16 protein-coding genes, 1 tRNA gene and 2 pseudogenes are annotated in these 24,011 nt (G+C 29.9%); 14 read left to right on the top strand and 5 right to left on the bottom strand.

Going from position 1 to position 24,011, the window contains the following annotated elements:
* The 7 genes and pseudogenes from hisD (at window position 1) to hisIE (ending at window position 6,196) form a co-directional block, all read left to right on the top strand.
* Window positions 1-1,332, top strand: a complete 1,332-nt coding sequence (gene hisD, locus M9397_RS00300) for a histidinol dehydrogenase (protein WP_250259746.1) — start codon at window positions 1-3, stop codon at window positions 1,330-1,332.
* On the top strand, window positions 1,310-2,413 hold the full coding sequence (hisC, locus tag M9397_RS00295; RefSeq protein ID WP_250226992.1) for a histidinol-phosphate transaminase: 1,104 nt from the start codon (window positions 1,310-1,312) through the stop codon (window positions 2,411-2,413). Before hisD ends, hisC begins: the two co-directional genes overlap by 23 nt.
* Window positions 2,403-3,473 (top strand): bifunctional histidinol-phosphatase/imidazoleglycerol-phosphate dehydratase HisB, encoded by a 1,071-nt coding sequence (hisB, locus tag M9397_RS00290; protein ID WP_250226991.1) that lies wholly within the window; start codon window positions 2,403-2,405, stop codon window positions 3,471-3,473. The genes hisC and hisB overlap by 11 nt, the downstream gene beginning before the upstream one ends.
* A pseudogene (hisH, locus tag M9397_RS00285) lies at window positions 3,470-4,059 on the top strand (imidazole glycerol phosphate synthase subunit HisH). The gene hisB and the pseudogene hisH overlap by 4 nt, the downstream one beginning before the upstream one ends.
* A 3-nt stretch (window positions 4,060-4,062) precedes the next feature.
* Window positions 4,063-4,803, top strand: a complete 741-nt coding sequence (locus M9397_RS00280) for a 1-(5-phosphoribosyl)-5-[(5-phosphoribosylamino)methylideneamino] imidazole-4-carboxamide isomerase (RefSeq protein WP_250259744.1) — start codon at window positions 4,063-4,065, stop codon at window positions 4,801-4,803.
* Entirely contained in the window at window positions 4,785-5,561 is a 777-nt protein-coding gene (gene hisF / locus M9397_RS00275) for an imidazole glycerol phosphate synthase subunit HisF (RefSeq protein ID WP_250226989.1), read from the top strand. The genes M9397_RS00280 and hisF overlap by 19 nt, the downstream gene beginning before the upstream one ends.
* Window positions 5,555-6,196, top strand: coding sequence for a bifunctional phosphoribosyl-AMP cyclohydrolase/phosphoribosyl-ATP diphosphatase HisIE (hisIE, locus tag M9397_RS00270; protein WP_250259742.1), 642 nt, complete (start codon window positions 5,555-5,557; stop codon window positions 6,194-6,196). Before hisF ends, hisIE begins: the two co-directional genes overlap by 7 nt.
* Before the next feature lie 252 nt (window positions 6,197-6,448).
* Here hisIE and gnd read toward each other — a convergent pair whose 3' ends face one another.
* On the bottom strand, window positions 6,449-7,858 hold the full coding sequence (gene gnd / locus M9397_RS00265) for a decarboxylating NADP(+)-dependent phosphogluconate dehydrogenase (RefSeq protein ID WP_250259740.1): 1,410 nt from the start codon (window positions 7,856-7,858) through the stop codon (window positions 6,449-6,451).
* Window positions 7,859-8,423: 565 nt separating this feature from the next.
* Between gnd and metG the strand changes: the two are divergent.
* Window positions 8,424-10,058: pseudogene (gene metG, locus M9397_RS00260) on the top strand (methionine--tRNA ligase); the annotation flags it as partial.
* 1,053 nt (window positions 10,059-11,111) lie between these two features.
* On the opposite strand, the gene folE reads toward metG, so the two are convergent.
* Entirely contained in the window at window positions 11,112-11,777 is a 666-nt protein-coding gene (folE, locus tag M9397_RS00255; protein ID WP_250226985.1) for a GTP cyclohydrolase I FolE, read from the bottom strand.
* Between the two features lie 761 nt (window positions 11,778-12,538).
* On the opposite strand from folE, the gene rplY reads away from it, so the two are divergent.
* Complete coding sequence (gene rplY, locus M9397_RS00250) at window positions 12,539-12,832, top strand: 50S ribosomal protein L25 (protein WP_250226984.1); 294 nt, start codon at window positions 12,539-12,541, stop codon at window positions 12,830-12,832.
* A gap of 408 nt (window positions 12,833-13,240) precedes the next feature.
* Window positions 13,241-13,314, top strand: a tRNA-Pro gene (locus M9397_RS00245).
* On the opposite strand, the gene M9397_RS00240 is transcribed toward M9397_RS00245, so the two are convergent.
* From M9397_RS00240 to gyrA, 3 genes are all read right to left on the bottom strand, one after another.
* Window positions 13,306-14,391, bottom strand: coding sequence for a D-alanine--D-alanine ligase family protein (locus M9397_RS00240; RefSeq protein WP_250226983.1), 1,086 nt, complete (start codon window positions 14,389-14,391; stop codon window positions 13,306-13,308). The genes M9397_RS00245 and M9397_RS00240 overlap by 9 nt on opposite strands.
* A gap of 110 nt (window positions 14,392-14,501) precedes the next feature.
* A complete protein-coding gene (locus M9397_RS00235) occupies window positions 14,502-15,623 on the bottom strand; it encodes a porin (RefSeq protein ID WP_250226982.1) in 1,122 nt (373 codons plus the stop codon).
* 634 nt (window positions 15,624-16,257) lie between these two features.
* Window positions 16,258-18,795 carry a DNA gyrase subunit A gene (gene gyrA / locus M9397_RS00230; RefSeq protein ID WP_250226981.1) on the bottom strand — a complete coding sequence of 846 codons (2,538 nt, stop codon included), beginning with the start codon at window positions 18,793-18,795 and terminating at the stop codon, window positions 16,258-16,260.
* A gap of 256 nt (window positions 18,796-19,051) precedes the next feature.
* Here gyrA and ubiG point away from each other — a divergent pair, with 256 nt between their 5' ends.
* The 4 genes from ubiG to yfaE all read left to right on the top strand — a co-directional run bounded on the left by ubiG (window position 19,052) and on the right by yfaE (window position 23,965).
* Entirely contained in the window at window positions 19,052-19,801 is a 750-nt protein-coding gene (ubiG, locus tag M9397_RS00225; RefSeq protein ID WP_250259738.1) for a bifunctional 2-polyprenyl-6-hydroxyphenol methylase/3-demethylubiquinol 3-O-methyltransferase UbiG, read from the top strand.
* 410 nt (window positions 19,802-20,211) lie between these two features.
* Complete coding sequence (gene nrdA, locus M9397_RS00220) at window positions 20,212-22,494, top strand: class 1a ribonucleoside-diphosphate reductase subunit alpha (RefSeq protein WP_250226979.1); 2,283 nt, start codon at window positions 20,212-20,214, stop codon at window positions 22,492-22,494.
* Between the two features lie 75 nt (window positions 22,495-22,569).
* Window positions 22,570-23,700, top strand: a complete 1,131-nt coding sequence (gene nrdB / locus M9397_RS00215) for a class Ia ribonucleoside-diphosphate reductase subunit beta (protein ID WP_250226978.1) — start codon at window positions 22,570-22,572, stop codon at window positions 23,698-23,700.
* Window positions 23,675-23,965 carry a class I ribonucleotide reductase maintenance protein YfaE gene (yfaE, locus tag M9397_RS00210; protein WP_250226977.1) on the top strand — a complete coding sequence of 97 codons (291 nt, stop codon included), beginning with the start codon at window positions 23,675-23,677 and terminating at the stop codon, window positions 23,963-23,965. Before nrdB ends, yfaE begins: the two co-directional genes overlap by 26 nt.
* Window positions 23,966-24,011: the final 46 nt, after the last annotated feature.

The raw sequence follows: 24,011 nt of genomic DNA, 5'->3' as shown, positions 1-24,011 counted from the left end.
ATGAATTCTCATGAACACCCTAGATCTATTTATTGGAATGATTGTTCCACATCTGAACAAAAAACACTTCTTATCCGTCCAATAAATAATAAATTAAATGATATTTATACAAATGTTAAAAATATACTCACACAAGTTTATAACGAAGGCGATCATGCTTTATTTAAATTTAATTTTGATTTCGATAACGTACAAACTAAACAATTGCAAATCCCATACGAAATTATCATGCATTCAGGACGTAACTTATCTAATGGAATAAAACAAGCAATACATACTGCCATGGCCAATATAACACAGTTTCATCAAGCACACTGTTATTCAGATGTACACCTGGAAACTTTTCCAGGTGTACATTGCCAACAAATTATTCGTCCATTAAATATTGTTGGATTGTATATACCAGGAGGCACTGCTCCCTTGTTGTCAACAGTAATGATGTTAGGTATTCCAGCTCATATCGCAAAATGTAGACGTGTGATATTATGTTCACCACCACCAATTCCAGATATAATAATATACACCGCACAACTTTGCGGTATCGACGAAATTTATCAAGTAGGAGGTAGTCAAGCTATAGCCGCTATGGGATTTGGTACTGAATCTATTCCAAAAGTAAATAAAATATTTGGACCCGGTAATATTTGGGTTACAGAAGCAAAACGACAAATTAACCTTTCACCAAATGGAACAGCGATTGATATGTTAGCTGGACCTTCCGAAATATTAATTATTGCAGATCATACAGCTAATCCTATTTTTATTGCTGCAGATCTTTTATCACAAGCAGAACACGGACCTGATTCACACGTAATACTTATCACACCCCACGCATACATTGTAGAACAAACAAAACATGAGCTACACAAGCAATTGAAAATACTACCACGTAGTAATATCATTAATAATGTATTATTAAATAGCCGCATGATTATTACTTCTAATTTAATGGAATGTTTTTCTATAAGTAATAGCTATGCTCCAGAACATTTGAGCATTCAAATTGAAAATGCATCAGATTATTTACATCATATTACCAACGCTGGGTCAATATTCCTTGGACATTGGTCTCCGGGAACGGCTGGAGATTATGCTAGTGGACCCAATCATGTCTTACCTACATATGGGCATGCAATCACCACATCTGGACTAGGAGTTATAGATTTTCAAAAAAGAATGTCGGTGCAACAATTAACTCAACATGGATTATTACAATTATCATCAACCATCACAACATTAACAAAAATCGAGCAATTAAAAGCTCATGAATATGCTGTAACACATCGTATAAATTATATCAAGGAACAAAATGAACGTTCGTTACTTGGCTAGAAATAATATATTAACTCTCAAACCTTATCAATCTGCTAGAAAATTCACGTACTCAGGAAAGATATGGCTGAACGCTAATGAATTTCCAATCAATCCCGACTATCAGTTTCGTTATAAAAACATTCATAGATACCCTACTTGTCAACCACAAGAAGTGATCAATAATTACGCTGATTACGCCGGAATTCGATCAGATCAAATTTTAGTATCGAGAGGAGCTGATGAAAGTATTGAATTATTAATGAAAGTTTTTTGTAATCCTGGAAAAGACGTTATTATATTTTGTCCACCGACATACGGTATGTATAAAACTACTGCAGAAATTTTAGGCATTAATTATCGAGTTATACCTAAAAATAAAAACTGGCAACTTGATTTACTATCCATTCAATCACAACTTAACAACGTTAAGTTAGTTTATATTTGCAACCCAAATAACCCCACTGGTAATATCATTCATTTAAATAGTTTAAAAAAATTATTAGATATTATTCAAAATAGAGCGTTATTAGTAGCCGATGAAGCATATATTGATTTTTGCCCGGACGCAAGCTTAGCCCGGTGGCTATCAGCGTATCCTCATCTGGTTATTTTAAGAACTTTATCTAAAGCTTTCGCATTAGCAGGATTACGCTGCGGCTTCACTTTAGCTAATCCAGAAATTATTACATTACTAGAAAAAGTGATCGCACCATACCCATTATCTACTCCAGTCATTGATATTGCAGAACAAGCTCTAACCCCTACAAATATACAACGTACTCAGAATAGAATAGCTACAGTCAATATAAACCGAACTATATTAATTACAGGATTAAAGCAATGTTCTTGTGTCCAAAAAGTATTCAATAGTAACGCTAATTATGTATTGGTTAGATTCTATCCAAAATATCAGGTTTTCAAGACATTGTTGCATCAAGGTATAGTATTAAGGGATCAAAGCAATCAACCAGGGTTAGTGAATTGCTTGCGTATCACTGTTGGCACATATAATGAATGCAAACATGTAGTTTCTGTTTTAAAAAAATTACATGTTACATCATTATCCATATCAGCAAATAGGAGCGCTCATGAATCATAAAATTTTATTTATAGATCGTGATGGAACCTTAATTAACGAACCAAAAGTCAATTTTCAAATTGATTCTTTAGATAAATTCTCATTAGAACCATATGTTATTCCCGCTCTTATAGAGTTAAAAAATATAGGTTTTGAGTTTGTTATAGTCACTAATCAAAATGGATTAGGAAGCGCTTCATTTCCTATAGAAAAATTCAATAAACCACATCATCTAATGATACAAATCTTTCAATCTCAAGGTATTAAATTTAATCAAATATTAATCTGCCCTCATCTCCCTGAGGAACAATGTAGTTGTCGTAAACCAAAAACTGCATTAGTAAATTCTTGGCTAATCGATAAAAAATTAAATAAATTTAATAGTTATGTTATCGGAGATCGAGATACTGATATGATGTTAGCAACTAACATGGGTCTTCAAGGAATACAATATGATCGTATTAATTTTGGTTGGAAAAAAATTAAAAATTATTTAACACAAAATCACAGGGCAGCATATATTCATCGAGTCACTGAAGAAACTAACATAGATATAGCGATATGGGTAGATCAAAATAATAAAAGTTACATTAATACCGGAATCAATTTTTTTAATCATATGTTACAGCAAATAGCTGTTCATGCTGGATTATGTATGAATATTACGGCAAAAGGAGATGTACATGTAGATGATCATCATACTGTAGAAGATACAGCCTTAGTATTAGGAGAAGCTTTAAACACTGCATTAGGCAACAAATGTGGTATTGGAAGGTTCGGTTTTATCCTACCTATGGATGAGAGTATTGCGCGATGTGTATTAGATCTTTCTGGAAGAACATATTTTTACTATGAAGCTAAATATACTTTCCAAAAAATTGGAGATCTCAGTACTGAAATGATAGAACATTTTTTTCGTTCATTATCTTCAAAAATGGGTTGCGCTTTACATTTACACGCAACTGGAAAAAATGATCACCATAAAGCAGAAAGTTTATTTAAATCTTTCGGGCGATCATTACGTCAAGCTATTTATATAAATAATAATAATATACCAAGTTCTAAGGGAACATTGCTATGAATATAGTGATTATAAACACCAACTGTTCTAATTTATTATCTGTCAAAACCATGCTACATAGGTTAGGACATAACCCAATAATAAGTGACAGAGCTGAGATTATATCTCAGGCGGACAAACTGTTTTTACCAGGAGTAGGTGCAGCTGCGTCTGTAATGCAGCAGTTAAAAAAAAAAATCTAGTTACGTTGATACAAAATTATACTAAACCAATATTAGGTATTTGTTTAGGAATGCAGTTGTTTGGATCTATAAGTTCTGAAAATGATGGCGTAAACACGTTGAATATTATTCATACACCTGTTACACGTATGCAATACCGAGGATTTCCTCTTCCGCATATGGGATGGAATACCATTACTATCCCTAAAAAACATTTTTTCTTTCATGGTATAAAGAAGAGTGATTATTTTTATTTTGCACATAATTATTGCATAGAAATATGTTCTGCAACAATTTCTAAAACAAATTACGGACAATTATTTAGTTCAGTTATAAAATATAAAAATTTCTTTGGCGTACAATTTCATCCAGAAAAATCTGGGATACCTGGACAACAATTAATAAAAAATTTTTTGGAGATATAATTTGTGATTATTCCCGCTCTAGATATTATTAACGGAAATATAGTTAGGTTGTATCAAGGATCTTATCGCATGCAAACTAATTACGGTGAACCTATTTCATTATTGAAAAAATACATACAGCAAGGATCAAAAATGATACATCTGGTTGATCTAGATGGAGCAAAAAATCCATTAAACAGACAAAGTTTATTAATTAGTCAATTAATAAAAGAAACTACTCCTCTATCAAAAATACAAATAGGAGGAGGTATACGTAACGCTACAGATGTAGAAATTCTGTTAGAATCAGGAGCAACACGTATAGTATTAGGTTCTGTAGCAGTTACACAACCAAAGACAGTAAAAAAATGGTTTGAATATTTTGATCCAAATGCCTTAGTTTTAGCGATAGATATCCATGTTTATTCTAAAAAAAATCGAAAAGTAGCTATTTATGGTTGGCAAAAAGAAAGTAATTTACAATTAGACCAAATAATAGAAGAATATTGTACTGTAGGTTTAAAACATATTATTTGCACGGATATATCTAAAGATGGAACGTTGTTAGGTAGTAATATATCTTTGTATCAATCAATATGTCATTGTTGGCCACAAATATCATTTCAAGCATCTGGAGGTGTCAATAAATTAATAGAGATATCTAAATTACGTTCTGCTGGAGTAGCAGGAATTATTATTGGTCGTGCTTTTTTAGACAATATATTTACTATCGATGAGGCTACATCATGTTGGCAAAACGAATAATTCCTTGTCTCGATGTAGCTAATAATAAAGTCATTAAAGGGATACAATTCAAAGATCATAAAATTGTAGGCGATATCTTAGATTTAGCAAAAAGATATGCAAAATCAGGAGCCGATGAATTAGTATTCTATGATATTACAGCATCACCGAATGATCAAGTAGTAAATAAAAAATGGATTTCTCAGGTTGCCGAGATAATAAATATCCCATTTTGTGTTGCTGGAGGCATAAGTACATTAAAACAAGCTAAACAAATTCTTGCATCTGGAGCAGACAAAATTTCAATTAACTCTCCCGCTCTAATTAACCCAATACTAATCCAAGAACTAGCTAACCATTTAGGTACACAATGTATTGTAGTGAGCATCGATACTTGGCATAATCCTAAAAAAAAAATTTATCAAGTAAAATGCTATACTGGAGACAGCACTCGTATGCACATCACAACATGGCAAACATTGGATTGGGTTAAAAAAGTACAAGAATATGGAGCTGGAGAGATAGTATTAAATATGATGAATCAAGATGGAATGAAAAATGGTTACGATTTAGATCAATTACGAAATATCAGAAAACATTGTAAAGTACCACTTATAGCTTCGGGAGGAGCTGGTACCTATCAACATTTCTTAGAAGCATTTCGCGATGCTGATGTGGACGGTGCTTTAGCGGCTTCAGTGTTTCATAAAAAAATTATTGATATTCATAAATTGAAGCAATTTTTATACAAAGAAGGAATAAATATTAGATTATGCTAATTAAAAATCATCATGATCAATTAGATTGGACTAAAAATCACGGTCTAATACCCGCTATTATACAACATGCGAAGTCAGGAGAAGTATTAATGTTAGGGTATATGAATAAAGAATCAATGATAAAAACAGAAAAAACTAAGCATGTTACTTTTTTCTCACGCAAAAAAAATAGATTATGGACTAAAGGAGAAAAATCCGGAAATATATTAAACTTAATCAATTGGTATTCAGATTGCGATCAAGATGCGTTATTAATCTTTGTTTTACCAGATGGACCTGCTTGCCATAATAACACTAGCAGCTGCTTCCATCCTGGGATAGCAGAATTAAGTTTTCTTCATCAATTAGAAAACGTTATATCTTCAAAAAAAAATATACCATCCCATCTCATTAATACATCTTATACATCTCGTTTATATGCTAGTGGCATCAAACGCATTGCTCAAAAAGTGGGAGAAGAAGGTCTAGAAACAGCTCTTGCAGCAATTTCCTGCTATAATACAAAAGAACTCATTAATGAAGCATCAGATTTAATTTATCATTTATTAGTCCTATTACAACATAAATCATTAAACTTTAATGAAATCATCCAAGAATTGAAAATTAGAAATAATAAGAACAAACTCAATCGATAAACAATAATACATAATACACATAAAATAATATAATAAAAACTAAACAATTACTCATTTTAGTATTATTGATATGTAATCAACATTAATAGATTTGTAGAAACACCAACGTAATTTATTATAAAAATAACAACAAACAGTCTTTAAACGAATAGGAATAACAAATTTAATCTCTCCAATATCCCCATTATGTATACGGGATATTGGTTGTTACTTTAAATTACTTAATCAATGTTAACAATGTTTTCCTCACATTTATCTTAACCAATCAGTGTGAAACGTACCTTGTTTATCAAAACACATGTAAGTATGCGCTCCAAAATAATCTCGTTGTGCTTGAATAAGATTTGCAGGTAATATATTACTGCGATAACTATCATAGTACGCTATAGCAGTGGATAATGCAGGCATTGGAATACCGTATTTAATAGCACACATTACTATATCTCTCAACATTTGTTGATAATCATTCGCGATAGTACTGCAATACGGAGACAATAATAAATTAGTGATATCTGGAGTTTGGGAATAAATATCAATAATTTTTTTTAAAAATTTTGATCTAATTATGCATCCTGCACGAAAAATTTGAGCAATTTGTTTGTAATTTAAATCCCAATGATACTTATCAGACGCAATTCTTAATTGATAAAAACCTTGAGCATATAAAATAATCTTACCAAGATACAATGCTTTTCGAGCTTTTTCTAAGTATAAACACCTACTCTCACAACAATTTTTTATATTAGGCCCTGATAATATTTTTGAAGCTTTAAGACGTTGTTTTTTAAGAACAGACATATAACGAGCAAACACTGATTCAGTAATCATACCTAACGGTATTCCTAAATCTATCGCATCTTGACTAGTCCATGCTCCAGTGCTTTTATTTCCAGCCACATCTAATATAGAATTAAGAATATGATCATTATTGGCATTTTTTTTAACACAAATATAGCTTGTTATTTCAATAAGATAACTATTTAATTCTCCTTGATTCCATTGATTAAAAATTTCTCCCAATTCTTCATAAGTTAAATGAAATATTTTTTGTAAAAAAAAATATATTTCAGCAATTATTTGCATATCTCCGTACTCTATACCGTTATGTATCATCTTGAGATAATGCCCAGATCCATTCGGCCCTATATATGCAACGCAAGTTTCATCATCAACACGAGCGGCAATTTTTTTAAAAACCGACTCCACCATTTTATATGCATTTATATGTCCTCCAGGCATGATGGATGGTCCTTTCAAAGCTCCTTCTTCTCCCCCGGAAATACCAGTACCAATAAAATGTATCCCTTTTTTTGATAACTCAAGATTACGACGCATAGTATCTTTATAAAATGAATTACCTCCATCAATTAAAACATCTCCTGGATTCATATAGGGGGATAATATTTTTATAATACTATCGATATATGTTCCTGACGTAATCATTAAAAATATAAAACGAGGTTTATTTAAAGATAGTACAAACTCTTCTATTGAATAACATGGAATAATATTTTTTTTGGAATTATTAGCAACAATTGCATCAGTTTTATTTTTAGAACGATTGTAAACAACGACACAATAACCTTTACTTTCGATGTTCAAAGCTAAATTTCGACCCATAACACCCATACCGATAATACCAATTTTTTCTTGTTTGAACATATCTGCTCCTCTATGGTATAAGTATGTTGTATATTTTAATAATAGTTAAATAACGACTAATTTATATTTAGTTTACAATATAAACATATTATTACATAAATATTTCAATATAAAATAAAACATTTTAAACAATATTAATATACATAAACATAAAACATCACGACAAATATAAGTTTCAAATGTTATTAACTCGTGATCTTAAAGGCCAATCATGATAAAATATTAATTTTCAAAAAATATCCTACAACATATCACTACATGTGCATACATATTTTATGTATCATAATAAAATTATGATATACTCGTACGAAATTAAATTTAAAATAAGTAATCAATTATAATAATAATAAATAATTTTTTATTGAATATAAAACCATTATTATAATGATACTAAAATATTAACAAAACCATTAAAATAACCAAATATAATTTTAATTATTGTAATGTATAAACAGCATATATACTATACGTTCATAATGTAAATTACAAAAAACAAAATATATTTTAATAATCTACAATATGTGTTGTTATGCAACATATATAAATTTTTAAATCAAAAAACTATATGACTGCAAAAAAAATGTTAGTTACTTGCGCGCTTCCTTACGCTAATGGTTCTCTTCATATCGGACACATGTTAGAGCATATACAAGCAGATATCTGGGTTCGTTATCAACGCATGCAAGGCAATTGCGTATATTTTATTTGCGCAGATGATGCACATGGCACCGCTATTATGTTAAAATCACAACAACTTAATATAACACCAGAACAAATGATTACCCGAATGCAACAAGAACATCAACGAGATTGCTACGAATTTGGGATTAATTATGATAATTATTATTCTACGCACAGTAAAGAAACTCGTGAATTACTACATGATATTTACTTTCGATTAAAGAAACGTGGACTCATTAAGTCTAAATTTATTTCTCAATTATATGATCCTAAAAAAAATATGTTTTTACCAGATCGATTTGTTAAGGGTACATGCCCAAAATGCAAAAAAGATGATCAATATGGAGATAATTGTGAAAAATGCGGTACTATTTATACCTCTTTAGAACTTATAAATCCCAAATCAGTTATTTCTGGAACATCTCCGATAATACGAAAATCGAAACATCTCTTTTTTGATTTACCAGTTTTTACTGATATATTACGTACATGGATCCAATCAGGAAACATACAAAAAGAAGTAACCAATAAAATAGAAGAATGGTTCAAATCAGGTTTAAAACAGTGGGATATTTCTAGAGACGCTCCTTATTTTGGATTTAAGATTCCTAATGCTTCAGAAAAATATTTTTATGTATGGATGGATGCCCCTATAGGATATATGGGCACCTTTAAAAACTTATGTAAAAAAAACAAAAACATATCTTTTAATGATTTTTGGAACTTAAATTCCAAAACAGACTTATATCATTTCATAGGTAAAGATATTATCTACTTTCATTGTCTTTTCTGGCCAGCTATTTTATCAGGCAGTCAATTTCGTAAACCAACTAATATATTTGTTCACGGCCATGTTACTATAAACGGATCTAAAATATCGAAATCTAAAGGTACTTGTATCAACGTACGTACTTACTTATCATGTCTAAACCCAGATTATTTGAGATATTATTACGCTACAAAACTCTCATCGCATACTAGCGACATAGATTTAAATCTATCAGATTTTATTACTAGAGTAAATTCAGATATTATTAATAAAATATTGAATTTAGCATCTAGAAATTCCGGATTTATACATCAATATTATAATGGTCATTTATCAAATACATTGACCCATCCATTTATATATAATATGTTTATTGAATCCAGACACTCTATAGGAGAATTTTTTCAAAAAAGAGAGTTTAATTGCGCAATGCGTGAAATTATGAAATTAGCAGATGAAGCTAATCGTTACATAGACAGACATGCTCCATGGCATGTCGCAAAAAAAATAGGCCGTAGACATGAAGCATTATCTATTTATTCTATGGGTATTCAATTGTTTCGTATTCTTATGGTATATTTAAAACCCGTATTACCTAAATTAGCTGATTACAGTGAATATTTTCTCAACACTCGTCTCACATGGGAGAGCCTTTCTATGCCTTTATCAAACCATCGAATTAATAAATTTAAAATAATTTTTTCTCGAATTCATCCTGATCAAATTAAATCTATAACAAATAAATCTCAACTAAATGAAAACATATCCTAATCCTTATTATAGGATATCCTATAAAGATACACAAAAATAAATTATGATATCACACAATAATATTAAAACTCCCTCCCAAATAATGACATATGTCTTACAAAATGTAAAAATTACTACATAAATTCATTATAATCAAAATTTCAAATATCTATCCAAAAGGTAATCTCTTGTTCCAAACAAACAGCTGCTCCCTAAAATTAGATATACGCATATGTATATAAATATAACGTAATACTACTCAACATTTTAATTTATATAAATAAAACAAATGTATATTCTTAATATCATTAAGATATAGCAGTAAACAATGCTATTAATCTTGTTGAAACAGTTTAAAAAAACACTATATTAATAGATGCCATTCAAAACAAAACAATTGTAATCAAATCAATGATAATAAATACAGTTAAAGTATAATAAAATTTAGTTACAATTATTTCTTTTATTCAAACAACCATTACCCAATTTAAATTTATTTTTATTAATTTAAAACATTTAAATCGATTTTCCTATATAATTTTAAAAACTTCAATTTTTCATAAAATTTATTCACTTTTCTATAAAAATAGAATTTTCCAAGACAACAATTAGTTACATCATAACAGTTTCACCAATCCAGTTATAATATATCATAATCAAATTCATATTGATTAATACAAAACAAATACAATTACACTGAAAAATTTCATATTTTAATGATCTCTTTTAACACATTTAATCCATAAAAAAATAAATTCATAGATTTATTACTCAATAAACAGATATAAAAATTAATTTTCTAATTATATTTATATTTTAATATACAGTTACAGATTTTATTATTAATAAAAGATAAATTTTAAAAATACTCTGATATTTATTCACATCATCATGCATATCTTATACCGAAATATATCCAATAATATTACGACAATTATCCATTTGGTTATTAAATATTTAAATACATATCACGATCGACATGCTATTTCCTTAGCATGCATATTTATAAAATACAATAATAACCTAATTAATTTTTAAATAAAACATATCAAATCAACGCTTACAATACATAATTGCGTGCAGAAATTCTTTTCTAATATTTGTATCAGATTCAAATACACCCCCAAGCACAGTGGTAGTTGTAGTACTGCTAACATCATTAATACCCCTAGCTTTTACACAATAATGTACTGCATCAATAAATATTGCCACATTATTTGTATTAAGTAACGTTTGTAATGCTAAAAAAATTTGTTTTGTCAATCGTTCCTGTAACTGCGGTCTTTTAGAGAAAAATTGAACTATTCTGTTTATTTTGGATAAACCAATCATATTATTTTCTGGAATATAAGAAATAGTCACTGTACCATTAAAAACAATAAAATGATGTTCACAAGTACTAGTAATATTAATGCCTCGTACTGTAATCATTTCATTTATTTGCATTGTATTCGGAATAATTGCAATTTTAGGAAAATTTGAATAATCTAACCCAGAGAAAATTTCTTCTATATACATCTTAGCTATACGTTTAGGAGTATTTGACAAACTATCGTGTTCTAAATCAAGATTAAGAAGATGCACAACAGCTCTCATATGATTTTCAATGCGACGTTTACGTATTTGATGATTAATATTCAATTCAATTAATGGATTTTCTAATCCTCGAACTGATAAAGCGTCACGTACTAATAGAGCTTCTTGTGATAACATAGACATATAACTTTCTCTAAAAAATACATTCACACCAACCTTTTTATGTTACATATTCTAATTAGGTATAAACTTTTAAATAATTTAACTAAATCAAGTAGACATTGATTAATATTAAAGATATGTATTTTATTATCATACATCTACAACCAAGTATATTAATTCTTACATTACTATAAGCGTATACTTATACAATCATTTTTAATAAAATACTTGAATATTCACCAATACTTTATGTATTGTATTACACAAATACAATAATTTATTCAATAATATACAAAACAACATATTAAAATATGAAAAATAAAACTATACTTATTATTTTTTATTTAAACATATTTTGTATACTGCTTCTATGTTTCATTTAAAAATCATAAACATTTTGAGAAATAACATATTGAATCATATCTATCACGAGTATAGGGATCAAAAACCATAAAAAAATTTTTATGATTTTCGCATATCAATATACTTAAAATAAAATAAAATATGACAGACCGATACACAGTAAATAAACCTAATAAGATACGGATATTAAATTTTAAATTACTTATATTATTGCACAGATTAACTTGTTGAAATAGTCCACTCGAAAATTTTATTGCAACAATAAATACCAAATAATATTCATTCAATATCAATATAAACATTTAACTATATAAACAATTATTTATCTTGTATCATGTGGTAATAGAAATGACCCTTGCAATCTATAAATAATTATAAATTTTATTATCAATACAAATATTTAATTAGGTGTAATAATAATGTTAACAATCAAAGCTAGTGTACGTATTTATCACAAAAAAAGCGCAACAAGACGACTACGTAAACAAAACAAATGCCCAGCTATTATCTATAATAAGAATAATATACCAAGTGTATCCATTACATTGGATCAAAAGGATATGTTACATCCTACAGCTGCAACACAATTACACAAAAATAATGTTATTCTATTACTTATTGACGATCAACAACCTATTGCAGTTAAAATACAAGAACTACAATATCATCCTTTCAAGCCTAAGTTAATACATATTGATTTTACTTATGTTTAATGAGATAATTTATTTTATAGATCACACTGAATTTTGATTATAAAGATAAATTTTAATCTTTTAACGTATAATCACAATCTATCTTTCTCTATGTCATGAGAAAGACATGCAGTTTATATGAAACATGTTATATATAAGCATATATACATTGAGTCTTCAATAAAACTGAAGTTAATAACTAAATGACTTTTCAATTAGTAGTAATATATACTAATTGTAAAAATCAATAAAATACTAACACATGTAATTTTATATATGTAAATATATACATATATAAAATTTGTAGGATTGTAAACAAAAAATAACAATCATATTTGCACATTCATGGCATGCTTCTAAAGTTTTATATTTATAAAAATTAATATTTCTTCTACTATAATAACTAACTTTTGCATCATAAATCAAACACGGCATGTAGCGTAGCTTGGTAGCGCACCGTCATGGGGTGTCGGGGGTCAGAGGTTCAAATCCTCTCATGCCGAAGTACCATCATCTACATGATAAGAATAATGATTCTTATCATGTAGATCTAATGCTAATTCTAACAATTTCGTAATTAACGCTTGAAAATTTAATCCACTTGCTTCCCACAATTTAGGATACATACTATCGCAAGTAAATCCAGGTAATGTATTAACTTCATTGATAAAAACTTTGTTATTCAAATTTAAAAAAACATCCACCCGCGCCATTCCGGAGCAATTTAATACTTGAAATGCACGTAAAGCAACATGACGAATGTCATCACTTATGGTATCCTTAATTAAAGCAGGTATCATGGTTTGTACTGTATGTTTCATATATTTATTATCATAAGTATAAAAATCATCACCTGACAATATAACTTCACCACATACACTAATTTCTGGATTCTCATTACCCAATACCGCACACTCCAATTCTCTCCCAATAATAGCTGGTTCTATTAATATTTTAGAACTAAAAGAAAAAGCCTTCATTAGGGCTAAATTAAAATCTTTGCGTTGAGTAACTTTTGATACTCCTATCGATGATCCTTGATTTGATGGTTTCACAAACAAAGGTAAACCAAAGATAGAGACTAAATCATCAAAATCTATATTATGCTGATCCTGATCCAAAACAGTTTTAAATGGTACTACGGATAAACCCGCATCACGCAATAAACATTTAGATACCTCTTTATCCATCCCTATAGATGAACTCAAAACGTTAGACCCAACAAATGGCAAGTTCATCATACATAATAAACCTTGCAAAGCACCATCTTCTCCTAGTGATCCATGAATCACAGGAAAAATAACATCAAATTTCAATAAAAAATTTATATTTTTAGTACGCAATTCAAATTGATGAGGGCAGTTTTGTAATAGAATAGAAATTCTATCATTTTTATGATATGACAAATTATTAAAATTAACGTCTTTTAAATGCCAATATCCTTTTTTATCTATCCATAAAATCATCACTTCAAAACGAAATTTGTCAATAAATTGAGCAATACACATAGCTGATTTCAATGAAATATCGTGTTCTAAAGAACAGCCTCCACAAATAATACCAATACATAATTTAGACATATTACATCCTTTTATGTGATGTATTTAATACCAAAAAAGGCGAATTAAAATTATTTTAATTCGCCTTTTTTGGTATTAAATACTAACTTCTTATTTATACTGACCTGTTTTTAAAATGCATAAGCTACGCCCAATGCAATGATATTATCGGTACAAATCTGAGATGCACTGGAAAACCCATCCTTATTTAACAAATTGATTCTATAATCCATAGTAGTACAAATATTTTTATTAAAAACATAACTTGTTCCAACCGTGACGCATTTTTTTAAGAAATTGCTATAACCATCATTTTCCACATCACTAGCTTTTGAATGCAAATAAGATATAGAAGGACGTAATCCAAAATCAAATTGATATTGGGCTACTAATTCAACATTCTTGGCTTTATTAGCAAATCCATAAATATAATTTGAATTAACATTATCACAAAAACTACCAAATGGAGTCATATTATAAGTCTCCCCATAAGTAGCTGCTACATATATACCTTTCCCATCATATTTTATTCCCAAGGAATATGCTTCGACATTGTCATTACAACAAAGATTAGTATCTAAACCAGTTTGTTCAGCGATACGTTTGTTATTGGCATAAGCCACAGACGCAGAAAATCCATTATCCAAGGAATAAGACGCAGATACTCCGTATCCTTCTCCATTAGCTGTTTGAAAAGTACGACCTGTCGCTTTATTCGCATCGTTTTTTCCTTGATATTGTACAGCAAAATCCAATCCATTCACAAAACCAAAAAGATTTTTATTACGATATGTGAGCACGTTTGAACTACGACTAGATAAAAAATTATCTACAAGCGATATATCTCCTCCAAATCCTGGTATTACATCTGTCCAAGCTCCCACATCATATAATATTCCATAATTTCTTCCATAATCGATACTTCCAAAATCTCCAAATTTTATTCCTGCGTAGCCAAGCAACACCTTATCATTATTATTTACTCTGATTCCTTCAACATTCTTTAAAGAAATTTCATGTTCCCACATACCAAAACCAATAATTTGGTCATTAATATAGGTTGTACCAGAAAAACCATATCTTACAAACGAATTATCTCCATTTTTAGTATTATCTCTTGAGAAATAATGCCCCCCAACAAGGCTACCAAACATACTTAATATATTTCCGTCTTTATTGTAAATTTCAGAAGCCCCGGCAGTGCTCGCCATAACCATAGTCGCAACCAGGCTAGTAAAACACCGTAATTTCATATCAGTACCTCACCATATAGTAAGTAAAAACACTATTAACCAACTCATAAAACCTAATATTAAATGATATACATCACCTACTTCGCAATATTATATCAACTATTATCAACATGTTACATAAAACAAAATTCTCTAATTATTTAACTCATATCAAGAGTGATACACAAAGAGCATATTCTACACACAAAATAAAAAAGCTCCATTTTTTCTCTCTATCTATAACTATTTACTACTTAATTAATAACAACCTCTTATTTGATATAATCAAAATTTACCCAACAATTTCTATAAACAAATATCATATTACTTACGATCATAATATTCAACATGAATAACAAAATGCTAACGTTATAATATAACGCATATTTGTCAGATTGTTTTTACCGAAATCATTGATTCCTCAATTAACTATTGCATAAATCATAATAATCATTTTCACCATTATATTAGAAATAATTACTATACACCATATATACTAACATAATAAATATAAAAAAATACACAACTAAATAACACATAATGCAATATTAATTTAACGAACTTAAAACATCATATCTTTAATAATATTTTAATTATCAACACCAATTTTTAATAACACAAAATTCTCTTCAATACTAAATTAAATAAAACAATTTTAATTCTCTACTGATTCCACAACACACTGCAACCCAACTACATATTCATCACATGCGGTACGAATTAACATAACTCCTTGAGTATTACGCCTAATAATATTAACTTCAGAAACACGAGTTCGAACTAATCGACCTAAGTCAGTAATCATTACTATTTGATCAGATTGATTTACTTGAACGGCCCCAACGACATTGCCGTTTCGTTCGGTAACCTTAATAGAAATCACACCCTGAGTCGCACGAGATTTAATTGGATATTCTGATTGATTAGTACGTTTTCCAAAACCATTGCGAGTAACAGTAAGAATAGAACTCTTATCTTTTGGTATAATTAAAGATACTACACGATCACCTTGTAATAAATGAATACCTTTTACTCCAATCGCCGAGCGACCTACACTTCGCACCTGTGTTTCTTTAAATCGTACAACTTTTCCATAAGCAGTAAACAACATTACCTCATTGCTACCATCAGTTATATCAGCTCCAATCAACTCATCCCCATCATTAAGATTCAATGCAATAATACCAACATTACGGGGGCGACTAAATTCAACAAGTGGTGTTTTTTTTACAACTCCACTACTAGTCGCCATAAATACTTGATGTCCCGTTGTATAATTTTGAATTGGCAAAATAGCAGTAATTCGTTCATTCACATCCAATGGCAATAGATTAATAATTGGTTTACCTCGTGATCCACGACTAGCTTCAGGTAATCGATAGACTTTCATCCAATATATACGCCCATAATTAGAAAACAACAACACCGTATCGTGAGTATTAGCAATCAACAATCGTGTAATAAAATCTTCTTCCTTAATTCGCGTTGCTAACTTTCCTTTTCCTCCCCGTTTTTGAGCTTCATAATCTGTTAATGGTTGATATTTAACATAACCTTGATATGATAAAGTTACTACTACATCTTTTTGATTAATTAAATTTTCTACATTAATATTTTCAACATTATTACTAATTTCAGTACGACGGGGATCATTATACTCCTTTTGTATCTCCAATAATTCTTGACGGATTACCTGCATCAAGCATTTAGGATCTTTCAAAACAGAGATTAAATTTTCTATTTTTTCTAACAAACTGCTATATTCTTTTAATAATTTTTCATGCTCTAAAGTAGTAAGTTTATGTAATTTTAAGTCTAAAATAGCTTGAACTTGATTCTTGGTAAGATAATATTGGTTATCGTGAATAACATTCTTTACTTTCGACCCTTCAGATTGTATCAAGTTAACAGAATCTGTTCGTGTCATGTCAATCATATTTCCTATCTTCCATGAGGAAGATGTTAAACAAGAACTAGCTTCTACGGAACTATTAGAGTGACGAATAAGTTCAATAATTGCATCAATATTAAACAATGCAATTGCTAACCCCTCCAAAATATGAATACGACCCCGAGCTTTCTTTAATTCAAAATTAACACGACGTACAACTATTGCGCGACGATGAGACACAAAAGCAGATAAAATGTCTTTTAACGACATAATTTTAGGCTGCCCTTGATGCAAAGCTACCATATTAATACCGAATGAAGTTTGCAATGAAGTTAAAGAATATAAATTATTTAAAATTATTTCGCTAATAGCATCACGCTTAATTTCAATAACTATTCGCATACCATCTTTATCGGATTCATCACGCAGATTATATATTCCTTCGATGCGTTTTAACTTGACTAATTCCGTGATCTTTTCTAACAGTCGAGCCTTATTAACTTGATAAGGAATTTCATATATTACGATAGATTCACGGCCACTTTTAATATCAGTTTCAATTTCCGCACGAGCACGAATATAAATTTTACCTCGGCCGGTACTATATGCTTCTTGTAGACCACTGCTATCATTAATGATGGCAGCAGTAGGAAAATCTGGACCCGGAATATATTTCATTAATCCTGCAATAGTAATATCCTCATTATCTATAAACGCCAAACATCCATTAATTACTTCAGAAAGATTATGTGGAGGAATATTAGTAGCCATTCCTACGGCAATACCAGAAGAACCATTAACCAAAAGATTTGGAATTCTAGCAGGCAATATTCCTGGAATATTTTCAGTGCCATCATAATTAAGTTCATAATCAACAGTTTCCTTATCTAAATCTAACAATAATTCATTTGCTATTTTAGACATACGTACCTCAGTATAACGCATAGCCGCCGCTGAATCACCATCGACTGAACCAAAATTACCTTGTCCATCTACTAAAGCATAGCGCATTAAAAAAGGTTGTGCCATTCGCACTATAGTTTCATATACTGCAGTATCCCCATGAGGATGATATTTTCCAATGACGTCACCTACTACCCTAGCTGATTTTTTATAACTTCTGTTCCAACAATTACCAAGCACTTGCATGGCAAATAATATACGACGATGCACAGGTTTTAATCCATCTCGAACATCTGGCAATGCACGCCCAACAATTACTGACATAGCATAATCTAAATAAGAATGCGTTAATTCTTCTTCTATGTTAATTTGTGTGATTTCTTTAGCAAAATCATTCATGCACTTATGTCCTCTATTTATTTTTTTTAATGCGTATGTATATTAACAATTATTTAAATAATTTATGAAACTGTAATATAAACTGTTTTAGTGGTATTTAAATGATTCTATAAAGATAGACACATAAATCTATCATACTATAGATAAATCATGTTTATAACCATATTCTAATAAATTAATAGTTATAAATAACTTTATATACTAATATTCAAATTAATAACACTCTCATTCCCTTATTTTAAAGAGATCTTAACATATGAAAGACATAATTCTTGATGAACTTACAGATAATCAAAAGAACATGAATAAAAAAGAAATGGATAAATTTAAAACATCTAGATCGCAATGGTGGGGCCCTTTTAATTCATTTAAACCGTTGCATCATATTAATTTAACACGTTTTAATTATATTATCGATCAAAGTAATGGATTATTCGGTAAAAAAATATTAGATGTTGGATGCGGTGGAGGTATTTTGTCAGAAAGTATGGCTCAATCAGGCGCAGAAGTCGTTGGATTAGATATCAATGCTTCTGTTTTAGAAATTGCAAAATCACATGCCTTACATCAAGGTTTAAATATTCATTACATACACGAAACAATAGAAAACCACGCTGTAAACCATGCTAATCATTACGATATAGTAACCTGTATGGAAGTTTTAGAACATGTACCGTGTCCTTCATCAATCGTTCATGCTTGCTCTACTATGATTAAGATAAATGGATCAGTATTTTTTTCCACATTAAATCGCACATTTAAATCATGGCTGTTCGTTGTAATAGGAGGCGAATATATTTTTCGCATTATTCCAAAAGGTACGCATAATTTTAATAAATTTATTACCCCATCTGAACTACTAGAATGGATTGACTCTACTATTTTAGAAGAACAAAACATCACTGGATTATGCTATAATCCCTTCACGAATAAGTGCGTATTAATACGCAACGTTAATACAAACTATATCTTACATGCTAAACTAAAAAGTAATCGCTCTATATAATGGAAAAGCGATTTTTAAAAATTAATAAACAATAAATATTGTACTGTTGTAGGATAATTTTTAATGTGATCAATATAATACTAAAAAATAATCAAATTGTTCAATTATATTACAGTAATAATACATATCATTATTTTACGTAATTAAAATAAAAATAATCAGTACAACATGATCATATGTATTTCTAAACACAATCAGTTATAATTAATCTTCAAAATATTTATACTAAATAGGAGCAATGGAATATTCTCCACCTATACTACTATTTAATTAATTATTATTTTTAAAACATGAAAATTATGACGTCATTTATTAATTCATCTATTTATCACAAATCTAAGCCATAATTTGTTCACCATGAATTGCTGTGGCCTAATATTATTAGTATTTCATAACAGGTATACACTTATATGAACCAAACTCTACTAGTTACTAAACGAAACGGTCATCACGAACCTATTAATCTTGAAAAAATTCACCGAGTTATTAATTGGGCCGCCACAGGCTTAAGGCACGTCTCTGTTTCACAAGTAGAATTACGTTCTCACATACAATTTTATAACGGCATAAAAACTTCTGATATTCAAGAGACAATCATAAAATCAGCAGCAGACTTGATCTCTGAAGAAGAACCAGACTATCAATATTTAGCGGCACGTTTAGCAGTATTTCATTTGCGTAAAAAAGCTTACGGTCAATTTGAACCGCCAAAACTATATAATCATGTGTTACGATTAATAAAAATTGGTAAATACGATCAACATTTGCTAGATGATTACAATGAGGCAGAGTTTAACCAAATGGATACATTTATTGATCATTGGAGAGATATGAATTTTTCGTATGCTGCTGTAAAACAATTAGAAGGTAAATACTTAGTACAAAACAGAATAACCGGAGAAATTTATGAAAGCGCTCAGTTTTTATATATATTAACTGCAGCCTGTTTATTTTCTAAATATCCAAAAAAAACTCGAATGCATTACATTCAACAATTTTACAATGCAATATCGACTTTTAAAATTTCCTTAGCGACACCTATTATGTCTGGAGTTCGTACACCAACACGTCAATTTAGTTCCTGTGTGTTAATAGAATGTGATGATAGTCTTGATTCTATCAATGCAACATCTAGTGCTATTGTCAAATATGTTGCACAACGTGCTGGAATAGGTATTAACGGTGGACGCATTAGAGCATTAGGCAGTCCAATACGTAACGGAGAAGCATTCCACACCGGGTGTATCCCATTTTATAAACATTTCCAAACAGCAGTCAAATCATGCTCTCAGGGCGGTGTGCGTGGAGGAGCTGCTACATTATTTTATCCTATTTGGCATTTAGAAATAGAAAACTTACTTGTTTTAAAAAATAATCGCGGCATAGATTCCAACCGAATACGTCATTTAGACTATGGTGTACAAATCAATAAACTAATGTATCAACGTCTTATTGAAGGAAAATGTATTACATTATTTAGCCCATCTGATGTTCCAGGGTTGTATGAATCTTTTTTTGATAATCAAAATAAATTCGAACAGTTATATTACGCATATGAAAATATGCAGAATATTAGACATCGAAAAGTTAAAGCAATAGATTTATTTTCTTTAATGATGCAAGAACGAGCTTCTACTGGAAGAATCTATATTCAACATACCGATCACTGTAATACTCATAGTGCTTTTGATAGTATTGTTGCTCCAGTTCGTCAATCCAATTTATGCTTGGAGATAACGTTACCAACAAAACCTTTAAATAATATTAATGACCATAACGGTGAAATTGCTTTATGTACACTATCTGCTTTCAATCTTGGTAATATTGAAAATCTTGACGACTTATCTGAACTTTCTAATTTAATAGTACGTGCTCTTGACGCTCTATTAGACTATCAACATTATCCCATTCCTGCTGCACAACGCAGTGCTGTAAAAAGACGTTCTTTAGGAATTGGAGTCATTAATTATGCCTATTATCTTGCTAAAAATGGAGTCCGCTATTCAGATGGTAGTGCTAATAAATTAACACATCGTACTTTCGAAGCTATTCAATATTATTTATTAAGAGCTTCTAACAATTTAGCTAAAGAAAAAGGATCTTGCGAATGGTTCACTGATACTTCATATTCAAAAGGCATCTTACCTATTGATACGTATAAAACAAATCTTAATTCACTTATTAATGAACCATTACATTATAACTGGGAAGATTTACGCTCTAATATTAAAAAATATGGATTACGAAATTCTACATTATCCGCATTAATGCCATCAGAAACTTCATCACAAATTTCTAATGCCACTAATGGCATAGAACCTCCCAGAGGTTATATTAGCATCAAAGCTTCAAAAGACGGAATTTTGCGTCAAGTAGTACCTGAACTTATTAAACTAAAATCTTCTTATGAGTTATTATGGAAAATACCAGATAATCGAGGATATCTTCAATTAGTAGGAATTATGCAAAAATTCGTTGATCAATCCATTTCAACTAACACTAATTATGATCCCTCCCGATTTCCAGAATGCAAAGTACCTATGAAACAGCTACTTTCAGATTTATTGTATGCTTATAGACTTGGTATTAAAACGTTATACTATCATAATACCCGTGATGGAGCTCAAGATGTACAAAAAATACTACCAAATAATCAATCAAACATCTGTACAAGTGATGCTTGTACGATTTAACAATATAACTAACTACTATTACATTTATAACACAACATCCATATATTCATGTTTACTTTTAATAAAGGGATAAAAATGATTTACACAACCTTTTCTCAAAACAAAAACAATCAACTGCTTGAACCAATGTTTTTAGGACAACCAGTAAATATCGCTCGATTTGATCAGCAAAAACATTCCATTTTTGAAAAATTAATTGAAAAACAACTTTCATTTTTTTGGCGCCCAGAAGAAATAGATATTTCTAAAGACCGTATAGATTTTCAATCATTACCAGACCATGAAAAACACATTTTTATTAGCAATTTAAAATACCAAACCTTGTTAGATTCTATTCAGGGACGCAGTCCCAATATAGCATTACTACCATTAATTTCTATACCAGAACTGGAAACTTGGGTAGAGACTTGGTCATTTTTTGAAACCATCCATTCCCGTTCCTATACCCATATTATTCGTAATATTGTCAGTCATCCATCTGTAATATTTGATGATATTATTAGCAACAAAGAAATTGTAAAACGTGCTAAAGATATTTCAATGTACTATGATAATTTGATTGAATTAACTAGTTATTATCATATCTTAGGCCCCGGTATTCATAAAATCAATAATAACACTGTCACAGTAAACTTACATGAACTGAAAAAGAAATTATATTTATGTTTAATTAGTGTTAACGTACTAGAAGCTATTCGTTTCTATGTAAGCTTTGCCTGTTCTTTTGCATTTGCTGAACGAAAAATAATGGAAGGTAATGCAAAAATTATTCGACTTATAGCACGTGACGAAGCTTTACACTTAAACGCTACTCAACATATGCTTAACTTGATGCGCTCGGGATCAGATGATCCAGAAATGGCTGATATCAGTACAGCATGCCAAAAAGAAAGTTATGCATTGTTTTTAATGGCGGCAGAACAAGAAAAAAATTGGGCTAACTATTTATTTAAAGATGGTTCTATGATAGGTTTAAACAAAGATATACTTTGCCAATACATTGAATATATTACCAACATACGTATGCAAGCAATCGGGTTAGGAACACCCTTCAACTCTAGATCTAACGTGATACCTTGGATCAATTCTTGGTTATCATCAGATAATGTCCAAGTGGCACCACAAGAAGTAGAATCTAGTTCTTATTTGGTAGGTCAAATAGATCCAAATATTGACGAAAATGAATTTAATGACTTTCAATTGTAAAATATTTCTTTTTCAAAAAGAACATTTTAATGTACAATTTTCTCATAACAGCAAAGTATATCGTTCTTTATTAGAAGCATTGGAAATACATCATATACCATCACTAAATTACCAATGTCGATCAGGTTACTGTGGCAGCTGCCGTGCCTTATTAATAAAAGGAAAAGTACAATATCATACAGAACCTTTAGGTTATATTCGTCCCGATGAAATTCTAATTTGCTGCTGTGTACCTACAGAACATATTATATTAAAATTACTGTAACACACTGAAAATTATAAAACATTCAAATTAATGAACACACAAACTG

Origin of the sequence: Blochmannia endosymbiont of Camponotus sp. C-003 (genome assembly GCF_023585685.1) — a bacterium.
Lineage (GTDB): Bacteria > Pseudomonadota > Gammaproteobacteria > Enterobacterales > Enterobacteriaceae > Blochmanniella.
The sequence above is the reverse complement of the archived record's forward strand: the minus strand, read 5'-3'. Positions and strand labels throughout refer to the sequence as shown.

Excerpts from the sequence above, each read along its gene's own strand:
- hisIE (WP_250259742.1), top strand. The coding sequence starts at position 5,555 with ATGCTAATTAAAAATCATCATGATCAATTAGATTGGACTAAAAATCAC.
- hisF (WP_250226989.1), top strand. The coding sequence starts at position 4,785 with ATGTTGGCAAAACGAATAATTCCTTGTCTCGATGTAGCTAATAATAAA.
- ubiG (WP_250259738.1), top strand. The coding sequence starts at position 19,052 with ATGAAAGACATAATTCTTGATGAACTTACAGATAATCAAAAGAACATG.
- rplY (WP_250226984.1), top strand. The coding sequence starts at position 12,539 with ATGTTAACAATCAAAGCTAGTGTACGTATTTATCACAAAAAAAGCGCA.
- gnd (WP_250259740.1), bottom strand. The coding sequence starts at position 7,858 with ATGTTCAAACAAGAAAAAATTGGTATTATCGGTATGGGTGTTATGGGT.
- hisD (WP_250259746.1), top strand. The coding sequence starts at position 1 with ATGAATTCTCATGAACACCCTAGATCTATTTATTGGAATGATTGTTCC.
- nrdB (WP_250226978.1), top strand. The coding sequence starts at position 22,570 with ATGATTTACACAACCTTTTCTCAAAACAAAAACAATCAACTGCTTGAA.
- hisB (WP_250226991.1), top strand. The coding sequence starts at position 2,403 with ATGAATCATAAAATTTTATTTATAGATCGTGATGGAACCTTAATTAAC.
- M9397_RS00240 (WP_250226983.1), bottom strand. The coding sequence starts at position 14,391 with ATGTCTAAATTATGTATTGGTATTATTTGTGGAGGCTGTTCTTTAGAA.
- gyrA (WP_250226981.1), bottom strand. The coding sequence starts at position 18,795 with ATGAATGATTTTGCTAAAGAAATCACACAAATTAACATAGAAGAAGAA.
- hisC (WP_250226992.1), top strand. The coding sequence starts at position 1,310 with ATGAACGTTCGTTACTTGGCTAGAAATAATATATTAACTCTCAAACCT.
- nrdA (WP_250226979.1), top strand. The coding sequence starts at position 20,212 with ATGAACCAAACTCTACTAGTTACTAAACGAAACGGTCATCACGAACCT.
- folE (WP_250226985.1), bottom strand. The coding sequence starts at position 11,777 with ATGTCTATGTTATCACAAGAAGCTCTATTAGTACGTGACGCTTTATCA.
- M9397_RS00235 (WP_250226982.1), bottom strand. The coding sequence starts at position 15,623 with ATGAAATTACGGTGTTTTACTAGCCTGGTTGCGACTATGGTTATGGCG.
- yfaE (WP_250226977.1), top strand. The coding sequence starts at position 23,675 with ATGAATTTAATGACTTTCAATTGTAAAATATTTCTTTTTCAAAAAGAA.